Origin of the sequence: Nocardia sp. NPDC127526, from assembly GCF_042672265.1 — a bacterium.
Lineage (GTDB): Bacteria > Actinomycetota > Actinomycetes > Mycobacteriales > Mycobacteriaceae > Nocardia.
On the sequence record NZ_JBHXVO010000017.1, the window covers coordinates 37,894 to 56,214 of the forward strand.

An 18,321-nucleotide genomic window follows, 5' to 3' on the forward strand; every position below is an offset into this window, starting at 1 on the left:
TCTGCACCCGGCCACCGACAGCGGCGGTCACCCGCCGCCGCCGCGAACCGCCGCGCACCGGATATCCCCCGGTGCGCGAGGTTATCCCGCAGCGGCGTACAAGATCATGACGGCGAACTTGCGCCACCGGTGCGCGAGCAGCGCGCCGGTGCGAGGCGAGCGGCCTGCGCGCTGGCTCAGCTGCGCCAGGGTCACGAGCCCGAGCGAAGGTCGGGCAATCGAGATACGCCCGTAGCGGCCGCGCGTAGTCTTCCAACCGTGCAGAAGGTGCTAAGACTCGATCTCGTTAGTCACGGGATGACAGAGGCAATGCGCAAAGCACGATTCCCCGTCGACGAACCGCTCACCGAGGCCGGTCGCCGGGCGGTGTCGGCCACCGGCCGCCTACAGGCGTCCCGCGTGCTGACCGCCCCGGAACGCCGGACCGTCGAAACCGCCGCCCTCATGGGCCTCATGGGCGAGGAGGACGACCGACTACGAGACCTCGACGCCGGCGCCTGGCGCGGCGGCGAACTCATGTCGGTGCCGAAGGAGGATCTCTACCTCTGGCTCACCGATCCGGCCTATCGCGGCCACGGCGGCGAGTCCGTGGTCGATGTCATCGAGCGCACCGGTGAGTGGATGGCCGATATCGCCGTCGAGGGCGAACCCACCATTGCCATCACCCACCCCGCCGTTGTTCGCGCCGCCCTCCTGATCACTTTGGACGCGCCCGCGAAATCTTTCTGGCGCATCGATGTCCCGCCGGTGTGCGTCACCCGGTTGCACTATCGCGGGGAGTGGACACTGCATTTCCGGCCGTGAGATACCCGGAGGTCCGGACGGCCAAACACGGAAGTCGCATTTGTCCCGTGAGTCGTATTCGCCGTGCGCGCCGCGCGGATCGGTTCAGGGCCGCGCGGGCGCGCCGAGCCGGATCAGCGCCCGCACCGCATCGGTGATCAGCGCCGCCGACAGGCTCGGATCGACCGCGCGCTGAATGCCGAGCCCGAGGCCGAGGCTCAGCACCGAGGTGGCCGCGTCCTGCGCCGACATGGGCAGCGTCACCCCGATCGACTCGGCGAGGGTCTCCAGCTGCGCCGCGACCATGCCGCGCATGAGCGACAGGTTCGACACCAGCGCCGCCTGCAGGGCCGGATCATCGCGGGCCACGATGGCGAATTCGAATTCCAGCATGGTCCAGCCGACATCGCCGAGGGTGCGCTCGGCCCAGCGCTCCAGCCGTTCGAGCCGCTCCTCCAGGCTGTCGTCGGTGTTCACCAGATCGGTGACCTCACCGAACTTGGTCTCGTGGATCAGCGCCAGCACTTCCAGGCACAGCGCCGATTTGGTCCGGAAGTTGGAGTACACCGCGCCCTTGGAGTACCCGGCCACCTCGGCGACGCGTTCCAGGCTGGTCTTGGCGTACCCGTCGGCCAGGAACAGCTCGCGCGCGGTCGCCAGCAGATCCGTGCGGGTGCGGGCCTGGCTCTCGGACCGGGTCAGTCGTGGCATACGGCAATTCTATGTACCGCCAGTTTCGGGATACCGCCGGTATCTGAAAACTGATACTGTTCGAAACCATGAGTAACAGCAACGGGTCACAGCGACGTGGCCTGGCCATCGGCTGCGGGGGGACGGTGGGCGCGGCGTGGATCGTCGCGGCCCTGGCCGCCGCGCGGGACGTACTGGACTGGGATCCGTGGGACGCGGAGGTCATGATCGGCACGTCCGCCGGCGCGGAAATGCTGACCATGCTCGGCAGCGGCATCGGTGTGGACGAGCTGGTGGCGATGCAGCGGGGTACCTCCACCAATCCCATCCTCACCGCCCATATGCGCTGCGAGCCAGGGCGATTCCCGCCGCTGCCGCGGCCGAGCCTGGGCGCGCCGGGGCGCGCGGTGCGCGAACTGCTGGCCCGGCCCGGCAATGGCCACGCCCTGCTGACCGCGGGCAGCGGCCTGCTGCCGAAGGGCGGCGGCGATGCGAGCTGGCTGCAGCGCCTGGCCGATCGGCTCAATCCGGGCCGGTCCTGGGTCGAGCATCCGGCGACCTGGCTGGTGGCCATGGACGACGCCACCGGGGAACGCGTCGCCTTCGGCTCGCCCTCCGCGCCGGACGCGAGTCTCGGTGCCGCACTGCGCGCTTCGTGGGCCGTGCCCGGCTGGTTCCCGGCCGTCCCGATCGCGGGCCGGAACTTCATCGACGGCGGCGCGGCCTCCACCGCCTCGGTCGACCTGTTGATTCCGGCGCGGCTGGACGAGGTGCTGGTGCTGGCCCCCATGGCCTCCACCGGCCGCCTGCCCGCCGCCGGTCCGGGTCACTTCCTGGAACGTCAACTGCGTAATCGCATGAGCGAGAAGCTCGATGCCGAGATCGCGTTGCTGCGGGCCGCGGGCGCCAAGGTGCTCCGCATCGACGCCACCGCCGAGGATCTCGCGGTCATGGGCCCCAATTTCATGGACGGCCGCCGCCGCCTCGCCACCTTCGAACACAGCCTGCGCAGCACCCGCCGGGCAATGGAGCAAGGAGCTTTCGCATGAGCCTTCTCGGAAAGAGCTATCCGGCAATCGATCTCACGGGCGCGCGGGTGTTCATCACGGGCGCGGGCCGAGGCATCGGCCAGTGCACGGCGGAGCTGTTCGCCCGCAAGGGGGCCGAGGTGGCCATCGCGGACGTGGACACCGAGGCCGCCCAGCTGACCGCTGCTTCTCTGGGCGCCAAGGCTTTCGAACTCGATGTGCGCGACCGCGCGCAGTGGGACCGGGCCGTCGCCGATTTCGGCCGCATCGACATCCTGGTCAACAATGCCGGCGTCATGCCCGCCGGCGCCTTCCTCGACGAACCGGATGCCGTGGGGCACACCACCATCGACGTCAATGTCTGGGGCCTCATCCACGGCATGCGCGCCGTCGCCCCCGGCATGATCGACCGCGGCAAGGGCCACATCGTCAATGTCGCCTCCCTGGCCGGCAAGATCCCCATCCCCGGCCTGGCCGTCTACAACGCCAGCAAGTTCGCCGCCGTGGGCCTGTCCGCCGCAACGCGATTGGAATTCGAACCGCACGGCATCAGCGTCAGCTGCGTCATGCCCTCCGCCGTCCGCACCCGCCTGTCCTCCGGCCTCACCCTGGGCGCGGGCCTGCCCACCGTCGACCCGGAAGACGTGGCCGCCGCCGTGGTCGCCACCTGTCGCACCCGCAAAGCCGAAGTGGCCGTGCCGAATTACCTCGCACCCCTGGATGCGGCCCTGGCCGCCGCCCCCGAGCCGGCGGTCCGCCTGGTCCGCCGCCTGTTCAACGGCGACCGCGCCCTGCACCCCGCCGACGCGAGCACCCGCGCCAAGTACGAGGATCAGATCCGCGCCATCTCCACCGACGGCAAGAAGCGCGCCTGACCCGAGACGCTCGAGCGGCGGCCCCACCGGAAAATCGGTTGGGGCCGCCGCTGGTTCATCGTTAGAGTGCCGTGGTGCGAGTGCCCGGTGCGACAGGCGGCGGTTACTTCATATCCTTTCGAACGAGAGTTCTTGCGGGTTCGAATCCCGCCGCTGACGCACTGTCGGCGTGGCGAAATTGGCAGACGCAAAAGGCAGCCGCAGGGCAGATCCGCAGCCGACCCATGATCTCGGGCCTCGCACACGGCTCGATCACCGGTATCGTCCAGATATGACCGAGAACCGGTTGGCCTGCATCAAGCAGACCATGCTCGTCACCGACCTGGGCTTCCTCGCCTACTGGCTGGCCACGGCCCTCGGCGTCCTCAGCGTCGGCTCCGATCCCTTTCTGCAACAGTGGAACTGGTCGTTCCTCGGCCTGGATCTGGTGGCCATCGGCCTCGGCCTGGTCAGCCTGATCGTGGCCCGCCGCCGCGCTGCCCTCGGCGAACGCCTCATGCTCGTCTCGCTGACGGCCACCGCGGCCGCCGGTCTCATGGCGCTGAACTTCTACCTCGTCCGCTGCGAATTCGACCCGAGCTGGTGGCTCCCCAACCTCTGGCTGGTGCTCTTCCCCGCCATCGCCCTCGTCATGATGCTCAACCCCACCGCCCCCAGTCGATCAGAACGCGCCTGAACCGCCGGTTCGGCCCGCAGCGAAATCTGGTATCAAGCTGGAGGTTTCCTCCTATCGTTGCGCCATGAAAATCGGAATCTTGGGCACCGGCTCTGTCGGCCGGACCCTTGCGGCGCGCCTGGCGGAACTGGGGCACGACGTAGTCATCGGGACGCGCGACGTCGCCGCCACCGAGGCCAAAACAGAGCAGCCGTTCCCGGCTCCCCTGCGCACGGCCCCGGAGGCGGCCGCTCACGCCGAGCTGGTCATCAATGCCACCGGCGGGCAGGTCAGCGTGGCCGCGCTCCAGGGCGCGGGCGCGGAGAACCTGGCGGGCAAGGTGCTCATCGACATCTCGAATCCGCTCGACTTCTCCCAGGGCTTCCCGCCCCGGCTCGCGGTCTGCAACGACGATTCGATCGGCGAGCAGATCCAGCGCGCGTTTCCGGACGCGCTGGTGGTGAAGACCCTCAACACCGTTACCGCCGATGTCATGGCGCATCCGGCCAAGGTCGGCGACGGTGATCACACCGTCTTCGTCAGCGGTAACGATCCCGACGCGAAAGGTACTGTCTCGCAGTTGCTTCGCGAGTTCGGGTGGCGGGATATCGTCGATGTCGGGGATATCACCACCGCGCGCGGCGTCGAGATGATGCTGCCCCTGTGGGTGCGGTTGATGGGTGCGATCGGCACCCAGCAGTTCAATTACAAACTCGTCCGCTGACCATTGCCGATCGGCCGGTCCTCCTAGGCGCGGTGCCGTGTCTCGGTGGCGAGCTGGATCAGCTCGGGGATCGTGAACGGTGGGCCGACCTGCCCGTCCGGCCAGACGGGCGCCCATGACCCATCGTGGTACTGAATCCAACCGGCGGGCCGCTCCTCGCCGATCAGCGCCGATGCGTCATCGATGTCCATTGGAATCGGTTCGTGTGTAGGTGTTTTCGGGGCTCACGGTGATCACGTCGACGACGTGCAGGAGGTCGCCGGGTACGGTGCCGCCCTCGAAATGCGCTGTGCTCGGGACGAAAACGGCGTCGGCCATGATGCAAGTGATCGTGACCTTCAGCCCCGCGAGCAGCGGCTTTCCGGTCCGCCCGTCGATGACGATCATTTTCGCGAAGTCGAAGCCGCGCAGCGCTGCCGCGCCACGCACCTCCGCTTCGTCCCACGCTTGCCGCACGCCGCTGATGTCGGATCGAACGTATCCGATCGCGGTTGGCCGAAACTTCATCGTGTGCTCCGCTCTGCTCGGTTCGGGCTCGAGCTCAGAGCAACACAGCCGACGTGCGCCGCGAAGGGCCACGTGAATATTCAAACGAAGTCGTGCAAAACTCCACGATCAGATGCAGAGATGCGGTACAAAAGCATTCGGACACCGCGCTATCTGGGGTTCAGGATCCGGGCACTACTGCATTCAGTTCCAAGGGAGCTTCGATGCCAGAGTCTCCAACACTTCTTCGTCGCCAACTCGGGCGCTTCCTCCGCGAATGCCGCGAAGGTACCGGGATGACCATCGCTCTTGCGGCCAGAGAGGTCCAGCTAAGCGCTGCCGCGCTCCAACGCCTGGAGGCCGGCCGGTCGAAGAACCCACGCAGGCAGGACGTTCGAGAGCTGTGCAACTTTTACGAGGTAAGTGCGGACGAGACCGAACGGGCCGTGAACCTCGCGATCAAGGCGGCCAAGAACGAGGACGAAGATGGCATCACCGCCTTGGGCGGAATGTTCAGTGACGCATTCAACATGTACGCAGGCATGGAGAAGTCGGCCAGGAAGCTCGTTACCTTCCAGGAATTCATACCTGGCTTGGTCCAGACACCCGACTACGCCCGAGCAATCATTCAGGCATCGCTCGAGCGAATCGGCAAGCTCGAAGAATTGGAGCCGCGCGTACGGGCTCGGATGAAACGTCAAGTGATCGTTACCCGCAAGTCCAGCCCGTTGCAGCTGGACATCCTTCTTCATGTATCTGCGCTCTACCGTGTTATCGGCGGCCCGGAGGTGATGCGGGCGCAGTTACACCACCTGGCCGAAGTGACCAAGCTGCCCAACGTAACGCTCATGATTCAGCCGTGGGAGGCCGGGTTGACCTGGGGTAAGCCCCCGAGCCCGTTCAACCTTCTCGACTTCGGGACCGACAGTCGAGACCGCCCCGTCGAGCCACCGATCGTCTATCTGGACGGCTCGATGACTCCGGATCTCTACAGCGAGAGACAGGATCTCGTCCAGAGCTACCATGAACTAGCTGCTGACATCCGGCATTCCGCGCTGGACGAAACGCATTCACGAGAGTTGCTTCGGCAGATAGCAAGGGAGAAGTACCGTGACCGTTGACCTTTCCGGCGCTCGCTGGTTCAAAAGTAGCTACAGCGAGTCCAGTGGAACCTGCGTGGAGGTCGCTTTCCTCGACGAGGGCATGGTCGGCGTCCGCGACTCCAAGAACCCGACCGGCCCGGCGCTGGTCTTCACTCCGGGCGAGTGGAGCGCCTTCACCGCAGGTGTCAATGACGGAGAGTTCGCTCGCCCCAGCTGATTTCGTTCGGACGAGCTAATCGCGAGCGCCCCACTGGAGGTGGGGCGCTCGTCGTGTTTCGGGCGCGAGGTTCACTCGAACTTGATGCCCTGTGCCAGGGGGAGTTCGGTGGAGTAGTTGATGGTGTTGGTGGCGCGGCGCATGTAGGACTTCCAGGAGTCGGAGCCGGATTCGCGGCCGCCGCCGGTTTGCTTCTCGCCGCCGAAGGCGCCGCCGATCTCGGCGCCGGAGGTGCCGATATTGACATTGGCTATGCCGCAGTCGGAGCCGTCGGCGGCCAGGAAGCGTTCGGCTTCGCGCTGGTTCTGGGTGAAGATGGCCGAGGAGAGGCCCTGGGGGACAGCATTGTGCAGGTCGATGGCGGTGTCGAGGTCGTGATAGGTGAGGACGTAGAGGATAGGGGCGAAGGTTTCCTCGCGGACCACGGCGGTCTGGGCGGGCATGCGGACCAGGGCGGGGCGGACGTAGTAGGCGTCGGGGCCGAAATCGTCGACTCGGTCGCCGCCGCAGATCAATTCGCCGCCGTCGGCCTGGGCGCGCCGCAGGGCATCCTGCATGGCCTCGTAGGAGCGGCCGTTGATCAGCGGGCCGACGAGCACGCCGTCCTCGAGCGGATTGCCCACGCGCAGTTGGCGATACGCCGCGGCAATGCGATCCAGCAGCGGGCCGACCACGTCCGCGTGCACAATGAGCCGTCGCAGGGTGGTGCAGCGCTGCCCGGCCGTGCCCGCCGCCGCGAACACGATGCCGCGCGCGGCCAGATCCAGATCGGCCGACGGGGTCACCACCGCGGCATTGTTGCCGCCCAGCTCCAGCAGGCAGCGGCCGAAGCGCGCGGCCACCCGCGGGGCCACGATCCCGCCCATGCGCACCGAGCCGGTCGCGCTCACCAGCGCCACCCGCGGATCGTCCACCAGCGCGGAGCCGATCTCGGCCCCGCCCTGAATCAGTTGGTGCACATGCGGATCCGCGCCCACGTCCACGGCCGCCCGCTGCAACAGCGAGTGACAGGCCAGCGCCGTCAGCGGCGTCGCGTCCGAGGGCTTCCACACCACGGTGTCGCCGCACACCAGCGCGAGAGCGGTATTCCACGCCCACACCGCGACCGGGAAGTTGAACGCCGAGATCACCCCGACCACGCCGAGCGGATGCCAGGTCTCCATCAGCCGGTGCCCGGGCCGCTCCGACGGCATGGTCTTGCCGTACAGCTGCCGCGAGAGGCCGATGGCGAACTCGCAGATGTCGATCATCTCCTGCACTTCGCCGCGCGCCTCGGCGCCGATCTTGCCGGCCTCCAGGGTGACCAGCTCGCCGAGATCGTCCTTGTGCTCGGTGAGCAGTTCCGCCAGCCGCCGCACCACCGCGGCGCGCTGCGGCGCGGGCACGGTGCGCCACGCCCGGAACGCGGCGTCCGCGCGCCCGACGGCCGCGTCCACATCGGCGACCGTGCTCGGTTTCAGGCCGGCCAGCTCGCTGCCGGTAATGGGGGAGCGCACTGAGAGCGCGCCCGGTTCGGGAAGTTTGGTGCCGAGGGCGCGCAGCAGCGCCTCGGTGCGGTCCCGCAGCTCACGGGTGGTGTTCGGGCTGAGAGTGTTGGTCATCTACGGCTCCAGGGGATGGGTTCCGGCCACGAGTTCGGTTCGCTGAGTTAGCCTTCGCTGATGGCGGATACACCGGCGAAACCCGTACTCGACGACATCGATCGACTGCTGATTCGTGAGCTGATCGCCGACGGTCGCGCCACCCTCTCCAATCTGGCAGAAAAGGCGAACCTTTCGGTGTCGGCGGTGCAGTCGCGGGTCCGGCGGCTGGAGGCGCGCGGTGTGATCCGCGGGTACACGGCCAATGTGGATCCCGAAGCGCTGGGGCAGCTGCTGTCGGCATTCGTCGCGATCACTCCTCTCGACCCGTCGCAACCCGATGACGCACCCGCACTGCTGCAGCACATTCCGGGCATCGAGGCATGCCATTCGGTGGCCGGGGACGAGAGCTACATGCTGCTGGTGCGAGTGGCCTCGCCCCGTCATCTGGAGCAGTTGCTGCAGGAGATCCGCGCGACCGCCAACGTCAGGACTCGATCCACGATCATTCTGCAGACATTCTATGACAAGTAGGGCCGTTTCGTAATTTGTTCGGAACTTCCGGACAAAACCGTAAATATTCATTTACGCTGGATGGCGTGACGCTCGAACTCGATCGGCTCGGGGCGGTTGCCGAAACGCCACTCATCACCCCCGCCCGGGTGCACGAGATCCTGTCCGCCAACATCCTCGCGGACGGCTTCGAACTAGTGCTCGACCTGCGGAAATCCCGCGGTCGCCGGCTAGTGGACGCCCGCGACGGGACCGCGTATCTGGACATGTTCGGGTTCTTCGCCTCCTCCACCCTGGGGATGAACCACCCGGCCCTGGTCGGCGACCGTCACTTCCTGGCGAATCTGACCGCGGCCGCCCTGAACAAGCCCAGCAACTCCGATGTCTACACCGTCGAAATGGCGCGCTTCGTGGACACTTTCGCGCGCGTCCTGGGAGACCCCCGGCTACCGCACCTGTTCTTCATCGACGGCGGCGGTCTCGCGGTGGAGAACGCCCTCAAGGCGGCGTTCGACTGGAAGTCCCGGCACAACGAGATGCACGGCCGCCCAGCCGAACTCGGCACCAAGGTGCTGCATCTGACCGGCGCCTTCCACGGCCGCACCGGCTACACGCTGTCGCTGACCAATACCGATCCCGTCAAGACCGCGCGCTTCCCGAAGTTCGACTGGCCGCGCCTGGATACGCCGTATGTGGGCCCGGACCATCCGGATATCGAGGCCGCCGAAGCGCACGCCCTCGATCAGGCGCGCCGCGCCTTCGCCGAAAACCCGCACGACATAGCGTGTTTCATTGCCGAGCCCATCCAGGGCGAGGGCGGCGACCGGCATCTGCGCCCGGAATTCCTGCGGGCCGTCCAGGAGTTGTGTCACGAGAACGACGCCCTGTTCATCCTCGACGAGGTGCAGACCGGCGTCGGCATGACCGGCACCATGTGGGCCTATCAGCAGCTGGGCCTGGAACCGGATGTGGTGGCCTTCGGCAAGAAGACCCAGGTGTGCGGCATCATGGCCGGCGGCCGCATCGACGAGGTGCCCGACAATGTCTTCCACGTCAGCTCCCGGCTCAACTCCACCTGGGGCGGCAACCTGACCGATATGGTCCGGGCGCGCCGCGTATTCGAGGTGATCGAGCACGAGCAGCTCGCCGACCGCGCCGCCCGGCTGGGCCCGCATCTGCTGGGGCGGCTCACCGAACTCGCGAAAACCCATCCCGCGGTGAGTGATCCGCGCGGCCGCGGGCTCATGTGCGCCATCACGCTGGAGTCGGCGCAACTGCGTGATGCGGTGGTCACCCGGCTGCGTGAGGAGGAGCGCGTGCTCATCCTCGGCACCGGCGAGCGCGGTATCCGTTTCCGCCCGCCGCTGACCGTCAGCACCGCCGAATTGGACGAGGCCGTCGACGCGCTCGAGCGCGTTCTGAGCTGAGCCCCCGGAGGGTCCGGCCGGTCGGTCCGGCCGGACTCGCCGAAATTGTCCGAGCCGCCGGACACCCCGGTGCGGTTGCCGCGAAACCGCCTGTCGGCTCCTAGAATTCGGCGCTATGTCAGCTCGCCGCTCTGACGGATCGGCACGGTATCGCGCGTGATCGCGCGGCGTGCTCGTCCGGTTCTGCTCGCATTGCTCGTTGTCCTGGCCGGCTGCTCGGGAAGCACCGCCGGAACCGTGGACAAGACGGCCGCGCCGTCCAGCACCACCGCCGCACCCGCCACGACCCCGCAGGACCACTCGAATCTGCCCGGCATGCCGCCGCCGCTCTCGCCCGATGACGTCTACGCGGCGACCCGGGAGCTGAGCCCGGCGGTCGCCGATCATTTGCCGCGCGTGTACGTGCCCAATAGCGAGGCCGACACCATCACGGTGATCGATCCCGCCACCTTCGAGGTGGTCGGCACCTATTCCTCGGGCGGACGGGAACCGCAGCACGTCGTGCCCGCCTACGACATGCAGATGCTCTACGCCAACAACGACCTGCCGATCGGCGGCGGCAGCCTGCTGCCCATCGATCCGCGCACCGGGCAAGCGGGACAGCCCATTCCGGTGCGCGACCCGTACAACCTCTACTTCACCCTCGATGGGCGCTACGCCATCGTGGTCGCGGAAGCCGATCGTTCGCTGGATTTCTACGATCCGCACACCTGGGAGAAGAAACACGCCATCGCCGTCCCGGACTGCGGCGGCGTGAACCACATGGACTTCACCGCCGACGGCCGCACGGCCTTGGTGAGCTGCGAATTCAGCGGGCGAATGGCCGTCGTCGACATGGTCGATTTCCGCCTGGTGCGCATGATCGACCTGCCGCAGGGCCGCCACGTCAAACCCCAGGACGTGAAGCTTTCGCCGGACGGCCGCACCTTCTTCGCCGCCGACATGGTGGCCGACGGCATGCACGTCTTCGACGCGAAGACCTTCGACAACACCGGATTCGTGCCGACCGGCCACGGCGCGCACGGCCTGTATGTGACGCGTGACTCCAAGGCCATGCTCATTACCAACCGGCACGAGGGCAGCATCTCCGTCTGGGAATTCGCCACCGGCGGGCTCGTGCACAAGTGGCACCTCCCCGGCGGCGGCAGCCCGGATATGGGCAATCTCTCGGCCGACGGCCGCGTCTTCTGGGTGGCCGGTCGCCATCACAGCGAGGTCTACGCCATCGACATCGTCGACTGGAAGTTGTTGGCCCGCATCCCGGTTGGCAAGGGCGCGCACGGGCTCACCGTCTGGCCCCAGCCGGGCCGCTATTCCACCGGACATACGGGGGTCATGCGCTGACCGATTTTTCCCCCAAATCCGACCTTCTACCTGGGCGTTTCTACTGGCGGGTAGTCAATAACCATACTGACGAGTAGCCCCGCCGGGATTACAAGGAGGGGTTGGTACTGGTTACACTCCCGGTCATGACGAGTGTCCAGCAGCAGCCTTCGCCGGGGTCGGCGGGCGCCCCTGATATCCACACCACCGCCGGCAAGCTGGCTGATCTGCGCAATCGGCTGGAAGAGGCCCAGCACCCGATGGGTGAGGCCGCCGTCGACAAGGTGCACGCCAAGGGCAAGATGACCGCGCGCGAGCGCATTCTCGCCCTGCTGGACGAGGGCTCGTTCGTCGAACTCGACGCCCTCGCGCGGCACCGCAGCGTGAATTTCGGGCTGGCCGACAACCGTCCGCTCGGCGACGGCGTGGTGACCGGCTACGGCACCGTCGACGGCCGCGATGTCTGCATCTTCTCCCAGGACGTCACCGTCTTCGGCGGTTCGCTGGGCGAGGTGTACGGCGAGAAGATCGTCAAGGTCATGGATCTGGCGCTCAAGACCGGCCGCCCGCTCATCGGCATCAATGAGGGCGCGGGCGCGCGCATCCAGGAAGGCGTTGTCTCCCTGGGCCTTTACGGCGAGATCTTCCACCGCAATATCCAGGCCTCCGGCGTGATCCCGCAGATCTCGCTGATCATGGGCCCGGCCGCCGGCGGCCACGTGTACTCCCCGGCGCTGACCGACTTCGTCGTCATGGTCGATCAGACCTCGCAGATGTTCGTCACCGGCCCGGACGTCATCAAGACCGTCACCGGCGAAGAGGTCACCATGGAGGAGCTGGGCGGCGCCCACACCCACATGGTCAAGTCCGGTGTCGCGCACTACGTCGCCTCCGGCGAGCAGGACGCCCTCGACTACGTCAAGGATCTGCTGTCCTACCTGCCCAGCAACAACCGCGCCGAGGCCCCGCGCTTCCCGGCCACCGATCCGATCGACGGCGCCATCGAGGAATCCCTCACCGAGGAGGACCTCGAGCTGGACACGATCATCCCGGACTCGCCGAACCAGCCGTACGACATGCACGAGGTCATTCGCTGCCTGGTCGACGACGACGAGTTCCTGGAGGTGCAGGCCGAGCGCGCGATGAACATCATCGTCGGCTTCGCCCGCATCGACGGCCGCAGCGTCGGCATCGTGGCCAACCAGCCCACCCAGTTCGCGGGCTGCCTGGACATCGACGCCTCGGAGAAGGCCGCGCGCTTCGTGCGCACCTGCGACGCCTTCAATATCCCGATCATCACCCTGGTCGACGTGCCGGGCTTCCTGCCCGGCACCGGCCAGGAGTACAACGGCATCATCCGCCGCGGCGCCAAGCTGCTCTACGCCTACGGCGAGGCCACTGTGGGCAAGATCACAATCATTACCCGCAAGGCGTACGGCGGCGCCTACGACGTCATGGGCTCCAAGCACATGGGCGCGGACGTGAACCTGGCGTGGCCCACCGCACAGATCGCGGTGATGGGCGCCTCCGGTGCGGTCGGCTTCGTCTACCGTAAGCAGTTGCAGCAGGCCGCGGCCGAGGGCTCCGATGTCGACGCGCTGCGCCTGGAACTGCAGAACGAGTACGAGGACACCCTGGTCAACCCGTACGTGGCCGCCGAGCGCGGCTATGTGGACGCGGTGATCCCGCCCTCGCACACCCGCGGTCAGATCGTGTCGGCGCTGCGCCTGCTCGAGCGCAAGATGGTCTCGCTGCCCCCGAAGAAGCACGGCAACATTCCGCTCTGATGAAGCGATAGGCGCGGTATGGGGCGCACACTGTGCACAGGACATACCGCGCACAACCGCCCCATCCGAGCAAAGATGGTAAAAGAGGCCCTCGCGGGCGAGGGTCGTAACGAATACCGTTTGCGGACCGGAAGACCTTTTTCCGCGAACTCAGCTGCCCCCGGGCGGCGATTGGACAGGAGGACTGGCGCTGTGACGACCATGGCTGACGAAGAGGTACTGCGCGCCGCCGAACTGGATCTAGCGGTCGACGAGTTGGCGGAAGCGGTCGAACCGGCCGTCGTCGAAACCGAGCCGTCTCCCGCGACCGCGGGTCCGCTCATTCAGGTGCTGAAGGGCAACCCGACCGATGAGGAGCTCGCCGCCCTCGTCGCCGTGTTCACCGCCGCGGCGAGCGCCTCGGCCGCGCCGTCGAACAATGGCCCCGCCGATATGTGGGGCCGTCCCACGCTGTCGCACCGCGGCTCCTCGCCGTTCTCTCCGTACGCCTTCCCGGCCCTGTCGCATCTGCGCGACTGACGGGCTGTGACGACTTTCGTACTGGCATCCCAGTCGCCGGCCCGGCTCGGTGTGCTCCGCAATGCGGGCATCGAGCCGGTGGTCCGGGTATCCGATGTGGATGAGGACGCGGTGGCCGCCGCCCTGCCCGCCGGCACCGCGCCCGAGATCGTGGTGATCGAACTGGCCAGGGCCAAGGCGCGCGAGATCGCCGCCGCCATCGCGGCCGAGGGTGATGCGCGGTCCGCCGAATTCGCCGATTCCGTTGTCGTGGGCTGTGACTCGATGCTGCTGGTAGACGGTGTGCTGCAGGGCAAACCACTGACCCCCGACGTGGCGCGGGCGCGCTGGGCCGAGATGGCCGGGCGCAGTGCGGATCTGCTCACCGGGCATTGCGTGCTGCGGCTGCGCGACGGCGAGATCGTCGGCGAGGCCGCCGAATGCAGTTCCACCACCGTGCATTTCGCCAAACCCGAGCCCGAGGAACTCGACGCCTACATCGCCTCGGAGGAGCCGCTGTGGGTGGCGGGCTCGTTCACCCTGGACGGGCTGGGCGGCTGGTTCGTGGACCGGATCGAGGGCGACCCGTCGAGCGTGATCGGTATCGGGCTACCGCTGGTTCGTCGACTGCTTGCCGAGGTAGGGGTCGGCATTGCGCAATTGTGGCTCGCCAGTGCGCAATTGCGGGGCGACGCGGCTCGTTGAGGGCGCCAGCCGGGGCTCCCCGCCGGTGTCGTCCACATCCGCAACCGCTTCGGGCGCGCGGGCCTCGAGCCATTCCAGGCGCGCCACGCACAGTTCCGGCTCCACGAACGGGTGCAGCCGCACCGAGACCTGATCGCGGCCGCCATTGCGGTCCAGGACTTCTCGCATGAGGCCCAGATGCACGCCGCACACGACCTCGGAATGGGTGCGCGCGAGTTCGCGCAGCGGGCAGGCGGTGAGCCGGATCATGACCTGTTCGTCGGTCTCGGTGTCGTGCTCGCGTTCCGGCGCGAAACCGAGTTCGGAGGCCAGGGTGACGGTCAGATCCTTTGCGTCGTCCAGGGATTCGACGGGCTGGTCCACCGATTCCATTTTCGCGCCCCAGGCGCGCCCGGCGGCGACGGCGGCATCGGAGCGGCGGCGCGGATCACTGCCGAGTTGATCGGCCAATACCTGTGCCAATTCCTGATAGCCCACCGATCGCTGCACCGCGGTATATCCGATTCGCGGGCGACCGCGGCCGCGCGGCGGCTGCTGAAATTGGCGGACCAGGGATTCACGGGTGAGGACATCCAAATGGAAACGAACCGTAGTCACATGTTGGCCGGTGACGCGCGCCAGTTCCTGCGCGTCGAGAGGCTCGCTGGCGCCACGTAGGATCGCGAGCAGTCGTCGTCGCGGCCAAGAATCGGACATAGCTCACCCCTCCTCCCGGGAGACTTTATCGGATGAAGCTGCGCTTAATTCGCCCAATCACCCGATTCGTGATCTGAAACGAGTTTCGTATCCACCACATGCCTACGATCGGTGTCGAGATTCGAACCGCCAATACTTAACCCAACCACGCGCTAAGGACCACACCGTGCCCGTCGCCCCGGATCCGCATCCCTCGTTCGGCTCCTACGCACATCCTCACCGACTAGTAACCACAGAATGGCTGTCGGCAAACATCGGCGCGCCGGGGCTCAAGATCATCGAGTCCAACGAGGACATATTGCTATACGACATCGGGCATGTCCCGGGGGCCATCAAGCTCGACTGGCGGAACGAGCTCATCGACCCCCTCACCCGCGACGTGATCGACGGACAGCGCTTCGCGGCACTCATGCGCGCCAAGGGTATCGGGCGGGACGACACCGTCGTCGTCTACGGCGATCGCGCCAATGGCACGGCGGCGGCGACGCTGTGGATCTTCGACCTGTTCGGGCATCGCGACGTGCGCCTGCTCGACGGCGGCCGGGACGCCTGGATCTCCGAGGCCCGCGACACCACCTTCGAATTCCCGGCCACCGGATTCGGTGACTATCCGGCCGTCGAGCGCGACGACAAGTCCGCGCGCGCCTTCCGTCAGGACGTCGTGGCCAACCTCGACGTGCCGCTGGTAGACGCTCGCGTCTTCGAGGAGTACACCGGCGAGCTGGTGGACCTGGACCGGCCCGACGAGCAGGCGCTGCGCGCCGGCCACATTCCGACCGCGGTCAACATCCCCTGGACGTCCGCGGTGGGCCCGGATTCCCGCTTCCGTCCGCGCGCCGAGCTCGATGTCATCTACGGCAGCGCCCTGGGCGCGGGCGCGCCCATCGTCTACTCGCGGATGGGCCGGCTGTCCTCGCACACCTGGTTCACCCTCACCTACCTGCTCGGGGTGGATCGCGTCCGCAACTACGACGGCGGCTGGACGGAGTGGGCCAACTCGGTCGGCATGCCCATGGCGACCGGAGCCGAACCGGGCGCCGCCCCCGCGGGCGCACACCGATAGCGGATTCCCGCCCGCCGCCCGATAACTTGACTGAAGCGTTCGAGGCGATAAGTTCGATGAATCCCTCGGCGGCTAACCGAGTTGTCCCTACTGCTCGGTAGCCCTATCCCGGTTCGGCGCTTGTTGGCAGACTGCCTACACTCGCCCACGACGAAAGTTTTCAGAGCACAGGAGGCTCAGTGCCCAACCATGCCAACGCGCAGATCACAAAGGTCCTCGTAGCCAATCGAGGCGAGATCGCCGTGCGTGTGATCCGGGCCGCCAAGGACGCCGGAATCGCCAGCGTCGCCGTGTACGCGGAACCGGACGCCGATGCGCCGTTCGTGCAGCTCGCCGATGAAGCCTTCGCTCTCGGCGGCCAGACCTCCGCCGAGTCGTACCTGGTGTTCGACAAGATCCTCGACGCCGCCGCCAAGGCCGGCGCGGACGCCATCCACCCGGGTTACGGCTTCCTCTCCGAGAACGCCGACTTCGCGCAGGCCGTGATCGACGCGGGCCTGATCTGGATCGGCCCGTCCCCGCAGTCCATTCGCGATCTGGGTGACAAGGTCACCGCCCGCCACATTGCCGAGCGCGCGCAGGCGCCCATGGCGGCCGGCACCAAGGATCCGGTCAAGAACGCCGACGAGGTCGTGGCGTTCGCCAAGGAGTACGGCGTGCCGGTGGCCATCAAGGCCGCCTTCGGCGGCGGCGGCCGCGGCATGAAGGTCGCGCACACCATCGAGGAGATTCCGGAGCTGTTCGACTCCGCCGTGCGCGAGGCCACCGCGGCCTTCGGTCGCGGCGAATGCTTCGTGGAGCAGTACCTGGACAAGGCCCGCCATGTCGAGGCGCAGGTCATCGCCGACAAGCACGGCAATGTGGTGGTCGCGGGCACCCGCGACTGCTCGCTGCAGCGCCGCTTCCAGAAGCTGGTCGAGGAGGCCCCGGCGCCGTTCCTGTCCGATGAGGTGCGCGGCAAGATCCACGAGTCGGCCAAGCGGATCTGCAAGGAAGCCGGCTACTACGGCGCCGGCACGGTTGAGTACCTGGTGCAGGGCGAGACGGTGTCGTTCCTCGAGGTCAACACCCGTCTGCAGGTCGAGCACCCGGTCACCGAGGAGACCGCCGGAATCGACCTGGTGCGCCAGCAGTTCCGCATCGCCGAGGGCCACGAGCTGACCATCAAGGAGGATCCGGCGCCGCGCGGTCACTCCTTCGAGTTCCGCATCAATGGCGAGGACGCCGGCCGCGGCTTCCTGCCCGCGCCCGGTCCGGTCGTCGTCTACAAGGAGCCCGCGGGCCCCGGCGTGCGCGTCGACTCCGGTGTGGTCGAGGGCTCGGTCATCGGCGGCCAGTTCGACTCCATGCTGGCCAAGCTCATCGTCACCGGCGAGAACCGCGAGCAGGCGCTGCAGCGCGCCGCCCGCGCCCTGGCCGAATACCAGATCGAGGGCCTGGCCACGGTCATCCCCTTCCACCGCCACATTGTCGAGAACCCCGCGTTCGTCGGCGACGGCACCAAGTTCGACGTCTACACCAAGTGGATCGAGAACGAGTGGGACAACCCCATCGAGCCCTACACCGGTGGCGTCGCCATCGAGGAGGACGACGAGGCTCCCCGCCAGAAGGTGGTCGTCGAGGTCGGCGGCCGCCGCCTCGAGGTCTCGCTGCCGGGCCAGTTCTCCGTCGGCGCCGGTGCGGCCGGCAATGGGGCGGGCGTCATCCGCAAGAAGCCCAAGCCGCGCAAGCGCGGCGGCGGCGCGGGCGGCGCGGCCTCCGGTGACGCCGTGACCGCGCCCATGCAGGGCACCGTCGTCAAGGTGGCTGTCGAAGAAGGCCAGACCGTCGAAGCCGGCGACCTCGTCGTCGTCCTCGAAGCCATGAAGATGGAAAACCCGGTCACCGCCCACAAGGCCGGCGTCATCACCGGCCTCTCGGTCGAAGCCGGCGCCGCCATCACCCAGGGCACCGTGCTCGCCGAGATCAAATAACAACTCTCGTAACTCTCAGGGGTTCCCCCTGAAACCCCACGAGGTTTGATTCGGGCCGCTCACCAACTGGTGAGCGGCCCGAATCTCATTGGGGGTCTGGGCTTGCCGACCCCCCGGGGTTCCGACAGCCCGCCACCCGCCGCCGGGTTCCGACAGCCCGCCACCGGCCGCCGGGGTGCGATGGCTTGCCGCCCG

At 67.4% G+C, this 18,321-nt stretch carries 20 protein-coding genes; 15 read left to right on the top strand and 5 right to left on the bottom strand.

Features of this window, described 5'->3' with window-relative positions:
* Positions 1–258 precede the first annotated feature (258 nt).
* The gene (locus ACFVIV_RS24670) at positions 259–804 is read left to right on the top strand and encodes a histidine phosphatase family protein (protein ID WP_379200092.1); all 546 of its coding nucleotides are present in this window, start codon (positions 259–261) and stop codon (positions 802–804) included.
* A gap of 84 nt (positions 805–888) precedes the next feature.
* Here ACFVIV_RS24670 and ACFVIV_RS24675 read toward each other — a convergent pair whose 3' ends face one another.
* Positions 889–1,494 (bottom strand): TetR/AcrR family transcriptional regulator, encoded by a 606-nt coding sequence (locus tag ACFVIV_RS24675; RefSeq protein WP_379200094.1) that lies wholly within the window; start codon positions 1,492–1,494, stop codon positions 889–891.
* A 68-nt stretch (positions 1,495–1,562) separates the two neighbouring features.
* Here ACFVIV_RS24675 and ACFVIV_RS24680 point away from each other — a divergent pair, with 68 nt between their 5' ends.
* From ACFVIV_RS24680 to ACFVIV_RS24695, 4 genes are all read left to right on the top strand, one after another.
* A complete protein-coding gene (locus tag ACFVIV_RS24680; protein ID WP_379200096.1) occupies positions 1,563–2,522 on the top strand; it encodes a patatin-like phospholipase family protein in 960 nt (319 codons plus the stop codon).
* On the top strand, positions 2,519–3,376 hold the full coding sequence (locus tag ACFVIV_RS24685; RefSeq protein ID WP_379200098.1) for an SDR family oxidoreductase: 858 nt from the start codon (positions 2,519–2,521) through the stop codon (positions 3,374–3,376). The genes ACFVIV_RS24680 and ACFVIV_RS24685 overlap by 4 nt, the downstream gene beginning before the upstream one ends.
* A 271-nt stretch (positions 3,377–3,647) precedes the next feature.
* The gene (locus ACFVIV_RS24690) at positions 3,648–4,052 is read left to right on the top strand and encodes a DUF5360 family protein (protein WP_379200100.1); all 405 of its coding nucleotides are present in this window, start codon (positions 3,648–3,650) and stop codon (positions 4,050–4,052) included.
* Between the two features lie 64 nt (positions 4,053–4,116).
* Positions 4,117–4,755, top strand: coding sequence for an NADPH-dependent F420 reductase (locus tag ACFVIV_RS24695; RefSeq protein WP_379200102.1), 639 nt, complete (start codon positions 4,117–4,119; stop codon positions 4,753–4,755).
* 23 nt (positions 4,756–4,778) lie between these two features.
* On the opposite strand, the gene ACFVIV_RS24700 is transcribed toward ACFVIV_RS24695, so the two are convergent.
* Positions 4,779–4,946 carry a hypothetical protein gene (locus ACFVIV_RS24700; protein WP_379200104.1) on the bottom strand — a complete coding sequence of 56 codons (168 nt, stop codon included), beginning with the start codon at positions 4,944–4,946 and terminating at the stop codon, positions 4,779–4,781.
* Positions 4,933–5,262 carry a hypothetical protein gene (locus tag ACFVIV_RS24705; protein WP_379200106.1) on the bottom strand — a complete coding sequence of 110 codons (330 nt, stop codon included), beginning with the start codon at positions 5,260–5,262 and terminating at the stop codon, positions 4,933–4,935. The genes ACFVIV_RS24700 and ACFVIV_RS24705 overlap by 14 nt, the downstream gene beginning before the upstream one ends.
* 203 nt (positions 5,263–5,465) lie before the next feature.
* On the opposite strand from ACFVIV_RS24705, the gene ACFVIV_RS24710 reads away from it, so the two are divergent.
* Positions 5,466–6,362, top strand: coding sequence for a helix-turn-helix domain-containing protein (locus ACFVIV_RS24710; RefSeq protein ID WP_379200108.1), 897 nt, complete (start codon positions 5,466–5,468; stop codon positions 6,360–6,362).
* Positions 6,352–6,561: a DUF397 domain-containing protein gene (locus ACFVIV_RS24715; RefSeq protein ID WP_379200110.1), complete on the top strand. Its 210-nt coding sequence runs from the start codon at positions 6,352–6,354 to the stop codon at positions 6,559–6,561. Before ACFVIV_RS24710 ends, ACFVIV_RS24715 begins: the two co-directional genes overlap by 11 nt.
* Positions 6,562–6,632: 71 nt before the next feature.
* On the opposite strand, the gene ACFVIV_RS24720 is transcribed toward ACFVIV_RS24715, so the two are convergent.
* A complete protein-coding gene (locus tag ACFVIV_RS24720) occupies positions 6,633–8,162 on the bottom strand; it encodes an aldehyde dehydrogenase family protein (RefSeq protein ID WP_379200112.1) in 1,530 nt (509 codons plus the stop codon).
* Positions 8,163–8,222: 60 nt separating this feature from the next.
* Between ACFVIV_RS24720 and ACFVIV_RS24725 the strand changes: the two genes are divergently transcribed.
* The 6 genes from ACFVIV_RS24725 (at position 8,223) to ACFVIV_RS24750 (ending at position 14,394) form a co-directional block, all read left to right on the top strand.
* Positions 8,223–8,675, top strand: coding sequence for an Lrp/AsnC family transcriptional regulator (locus ACFVIV_RS24725; RefSeq protein ID WP_354990430.1), 453 nt, complete (start codon positions 8,223–8,225; stop codon positions 8,673–8,675).
* A 113-nt stretch (positions 8,676–8,788) separates the two neighbouring features.
* On the top strand, positions 8,789–10,081 hold the full coding sequence (lat, locus tag ACFVIV_RS24730; RefSeq protein ID WP_379200314.1) for an L-lysine 6-transaminase: 1,293 nt from the start codon (positions 8,789–8,791) through the stop codon (positions 10,079–10,081).
* A gap of 156 nt (positions 10,082–10,237) precedes the next feature.
* Positions 10,238–11,425, top strand: a complete 1,188-nt coding sequence (locus tag ACFVIV_RS24735) for a hypothetical protein (RefSeq protein ID WP_379200114.1) — start codon at positions 10,238–10,240, stop codon at positions 11,423–11,425.
* 125 nt (positions 11,426–11,550) lie between these two features.
* The gene (locus tag ACFVIV_RS24740; protein ID WP_379200116.1) at positions 11,551–13,191 is read left to right on the top strand and encodes an acyl-CoA carboxylase subunit beta; all 1,641 of its coding nucleotides are present in this window, start codon (positions 11,551–11,553) and stop codon (positions 13,189–13,191) included.
* Between the two features lie 201 nt (positions 13,192–13,392).
* Positions 13,393–13,710 carry an acyl-CoA carboxylase subunit epsilon gene (locus tag ACFVIV_RS24745; protein WP_379200316.1) on the top strand — a complete coding sequence of 106 codons (318 nt, stop codon included), beginning with the start codon at positions 13,393–13,395 and terminating at the stop codon, positions 13,708–13,710.
* 6 nt (positions 13,711–13,716) lie between these two features.
* Positions 13,717–14,394, top strand: a complete 678-nt coding sequence (locus tag ACFVIV_RS24750) for a Maf family protein (RefSeq protein ID WP_379200118.1) — start codon at positions 13,717–13,719, stop codon at positions 14,392–14,394.
* Here the strand turns inward: ACFVIV_RS24750 and ACFVIV_RS24755 are convergent.
* The gene (locus ACFVIV_RS24755; protein WP_379200120.1) at positions 14,299–15,090 is read right to left on the bottom strand and encodes a helix-turn-helix transcriptional regulator; all 792 of its coding nucleotides are present in this window, start codon (positions 15,088–15,090) and stop codon (positions 14,299–14,301) included. The genes ACFVIV_RS24750 and ACFVIV_RS24755 overlap by 96 nt on opposite strands.
* A gap of 166 nt (positions 15,091–15,256) precedes the next feature.
* Between ACFVIV_RS24755 and ACFVIV_RS24760 the strand changes: the two genes are divergently transcribed.
* Together ACFVIV_RS24760 and ACFVIV_RS24765 are read left to right on the top strand one after the other, a co-directional pair.
* The gene (locus ACFVIV_RS24760) at positions 15,257–16,153 is read left to right on the top strand and encodes a sulfurtransferase (protein WP_379200122.1); all 897 of its coding nucleotides are present in this window, start codon (positions 15,257–15,259) and stop codon (positions 16,151–16,153) included.
* A 179-nt stretch (positions 16,154–16,332) separates the two neighbouring features.
* Positions 16,333–18,126 carry a biotin carboxylase N-terminal domain-containing protein gene (locus ACFVIV_RS24765; RefSeq protein WP_379200124.1) on the top strand — a complete coding sequence of 598 codons (1,794 nt, stop codon included), beginning with the start codon at positions 16,333–16,335 and terminating at the stop codon, positions 18,124–18,126.
* Positions 18,127–18,321: the final 195 nt, after the last annotated feature.

What these genes read in the sequence shown, in the direction of transcription:
- ACFVIV_RS24700 (WP_379200104.1), bottom strand. Translation starts at nt 4,946, where the DNA reads ATGGACATCGATGACGCATCGGCGCTGATCGGCGAGGAGCGGCCCGCC.
- ACFVIV_RS24690 (WP_379200100.1), top strand. Translation starts at nt 3,648, where the DNA reads ATGACCGAGAACCGGTTGGCCTGCATCAAGCAGACCATGCTCGTCACC.
- ACFVIV_RS24745 (WP_379200316.1), top strand. Translation starts at nt 13,393, where the DNA reads ATGGCTGACGAAGAGGTACTGCGCGCCGCCGAACTGGATCTAGCGGTC.
- ACFVIV_RS24755 (WP_379200120.1), bottom strand. Translation starts at nt 15,090, where the DNA reads ATGTCCGATTCTTGGCCGCGACGACGACTGCTCGCGATCCTACGTGGC.
- ACFVIV_RS24685 (WP_379200098.1), top strand. Translation starts at nt 2,519, where the DNA reads ATGAGCCTTCTCGGAAAGAGCTATCCGGCAATCGATCTCACGGGCGCG.
- ACFVIV_RS24705 (WP_379200106.1), bottom strand. Translation starts at nt 5,262, where the DNA reads ATGAAGTTTCGGCCAACCGCGATCGGATACGTTCGATCCGACATCAGC.
- ACFVIV_RS24740 (WP_379200116.1), top strand. Translation starts at nt 11,551, where the DNA reads ATGACGAGTGTCCAGCAGCAGCCTTCGCCGGGGTCGGCGGGCGCCCCT.
- ACFVIV_RS24680 (WP_379200096.1), top strand. Translation starts at nt 1,563, where the DNA reads ATGAGTAACAGCAACGGGTCACAGCGACGTGGCCTGGCCATCGGCTGC.
- ACFVIV_RS24675 (WP_379200094.1), bottom strand. Translation starts at nt 1,494, where the DNA reads ATGCCACGACTGACCCGGTCCGAGAGCCAGGCCCGCACCCGCACGGAT.
- ACFVIV_RS24725 (WP_354990430.1), top strand. Translation starts at nt 8,223, where the DNA reads ATGGCGGATACACCGGCGAAACCCGTACTCGACGACATCGATCGACTG.
- ACFVIV_RS24720 (WP_379200112.1), bottom strand. Translation starts at nt 8,162, where the DNA reads ATGACCAACACTCTCAGCCCGAACACCACCCGTGAGCTGCGGGACCGC.
- ACFVIV_RS24710 (WP_379200108.1), top strand. Translation starts at nt 5,466, where the DNA reads ATGCCAGAGTCTCCAACACTTCTTCGTCGCCAACTCGGGCGCTTCCTC.
- ACFVIV_RS24695 (WP_379200102.1), top strand. Translation starts at nt 4,117, where the DNA reads ATGAAAATCGGAATCTTGGGCACCGGCTCTGTCGGCCGGACCCTTGCG.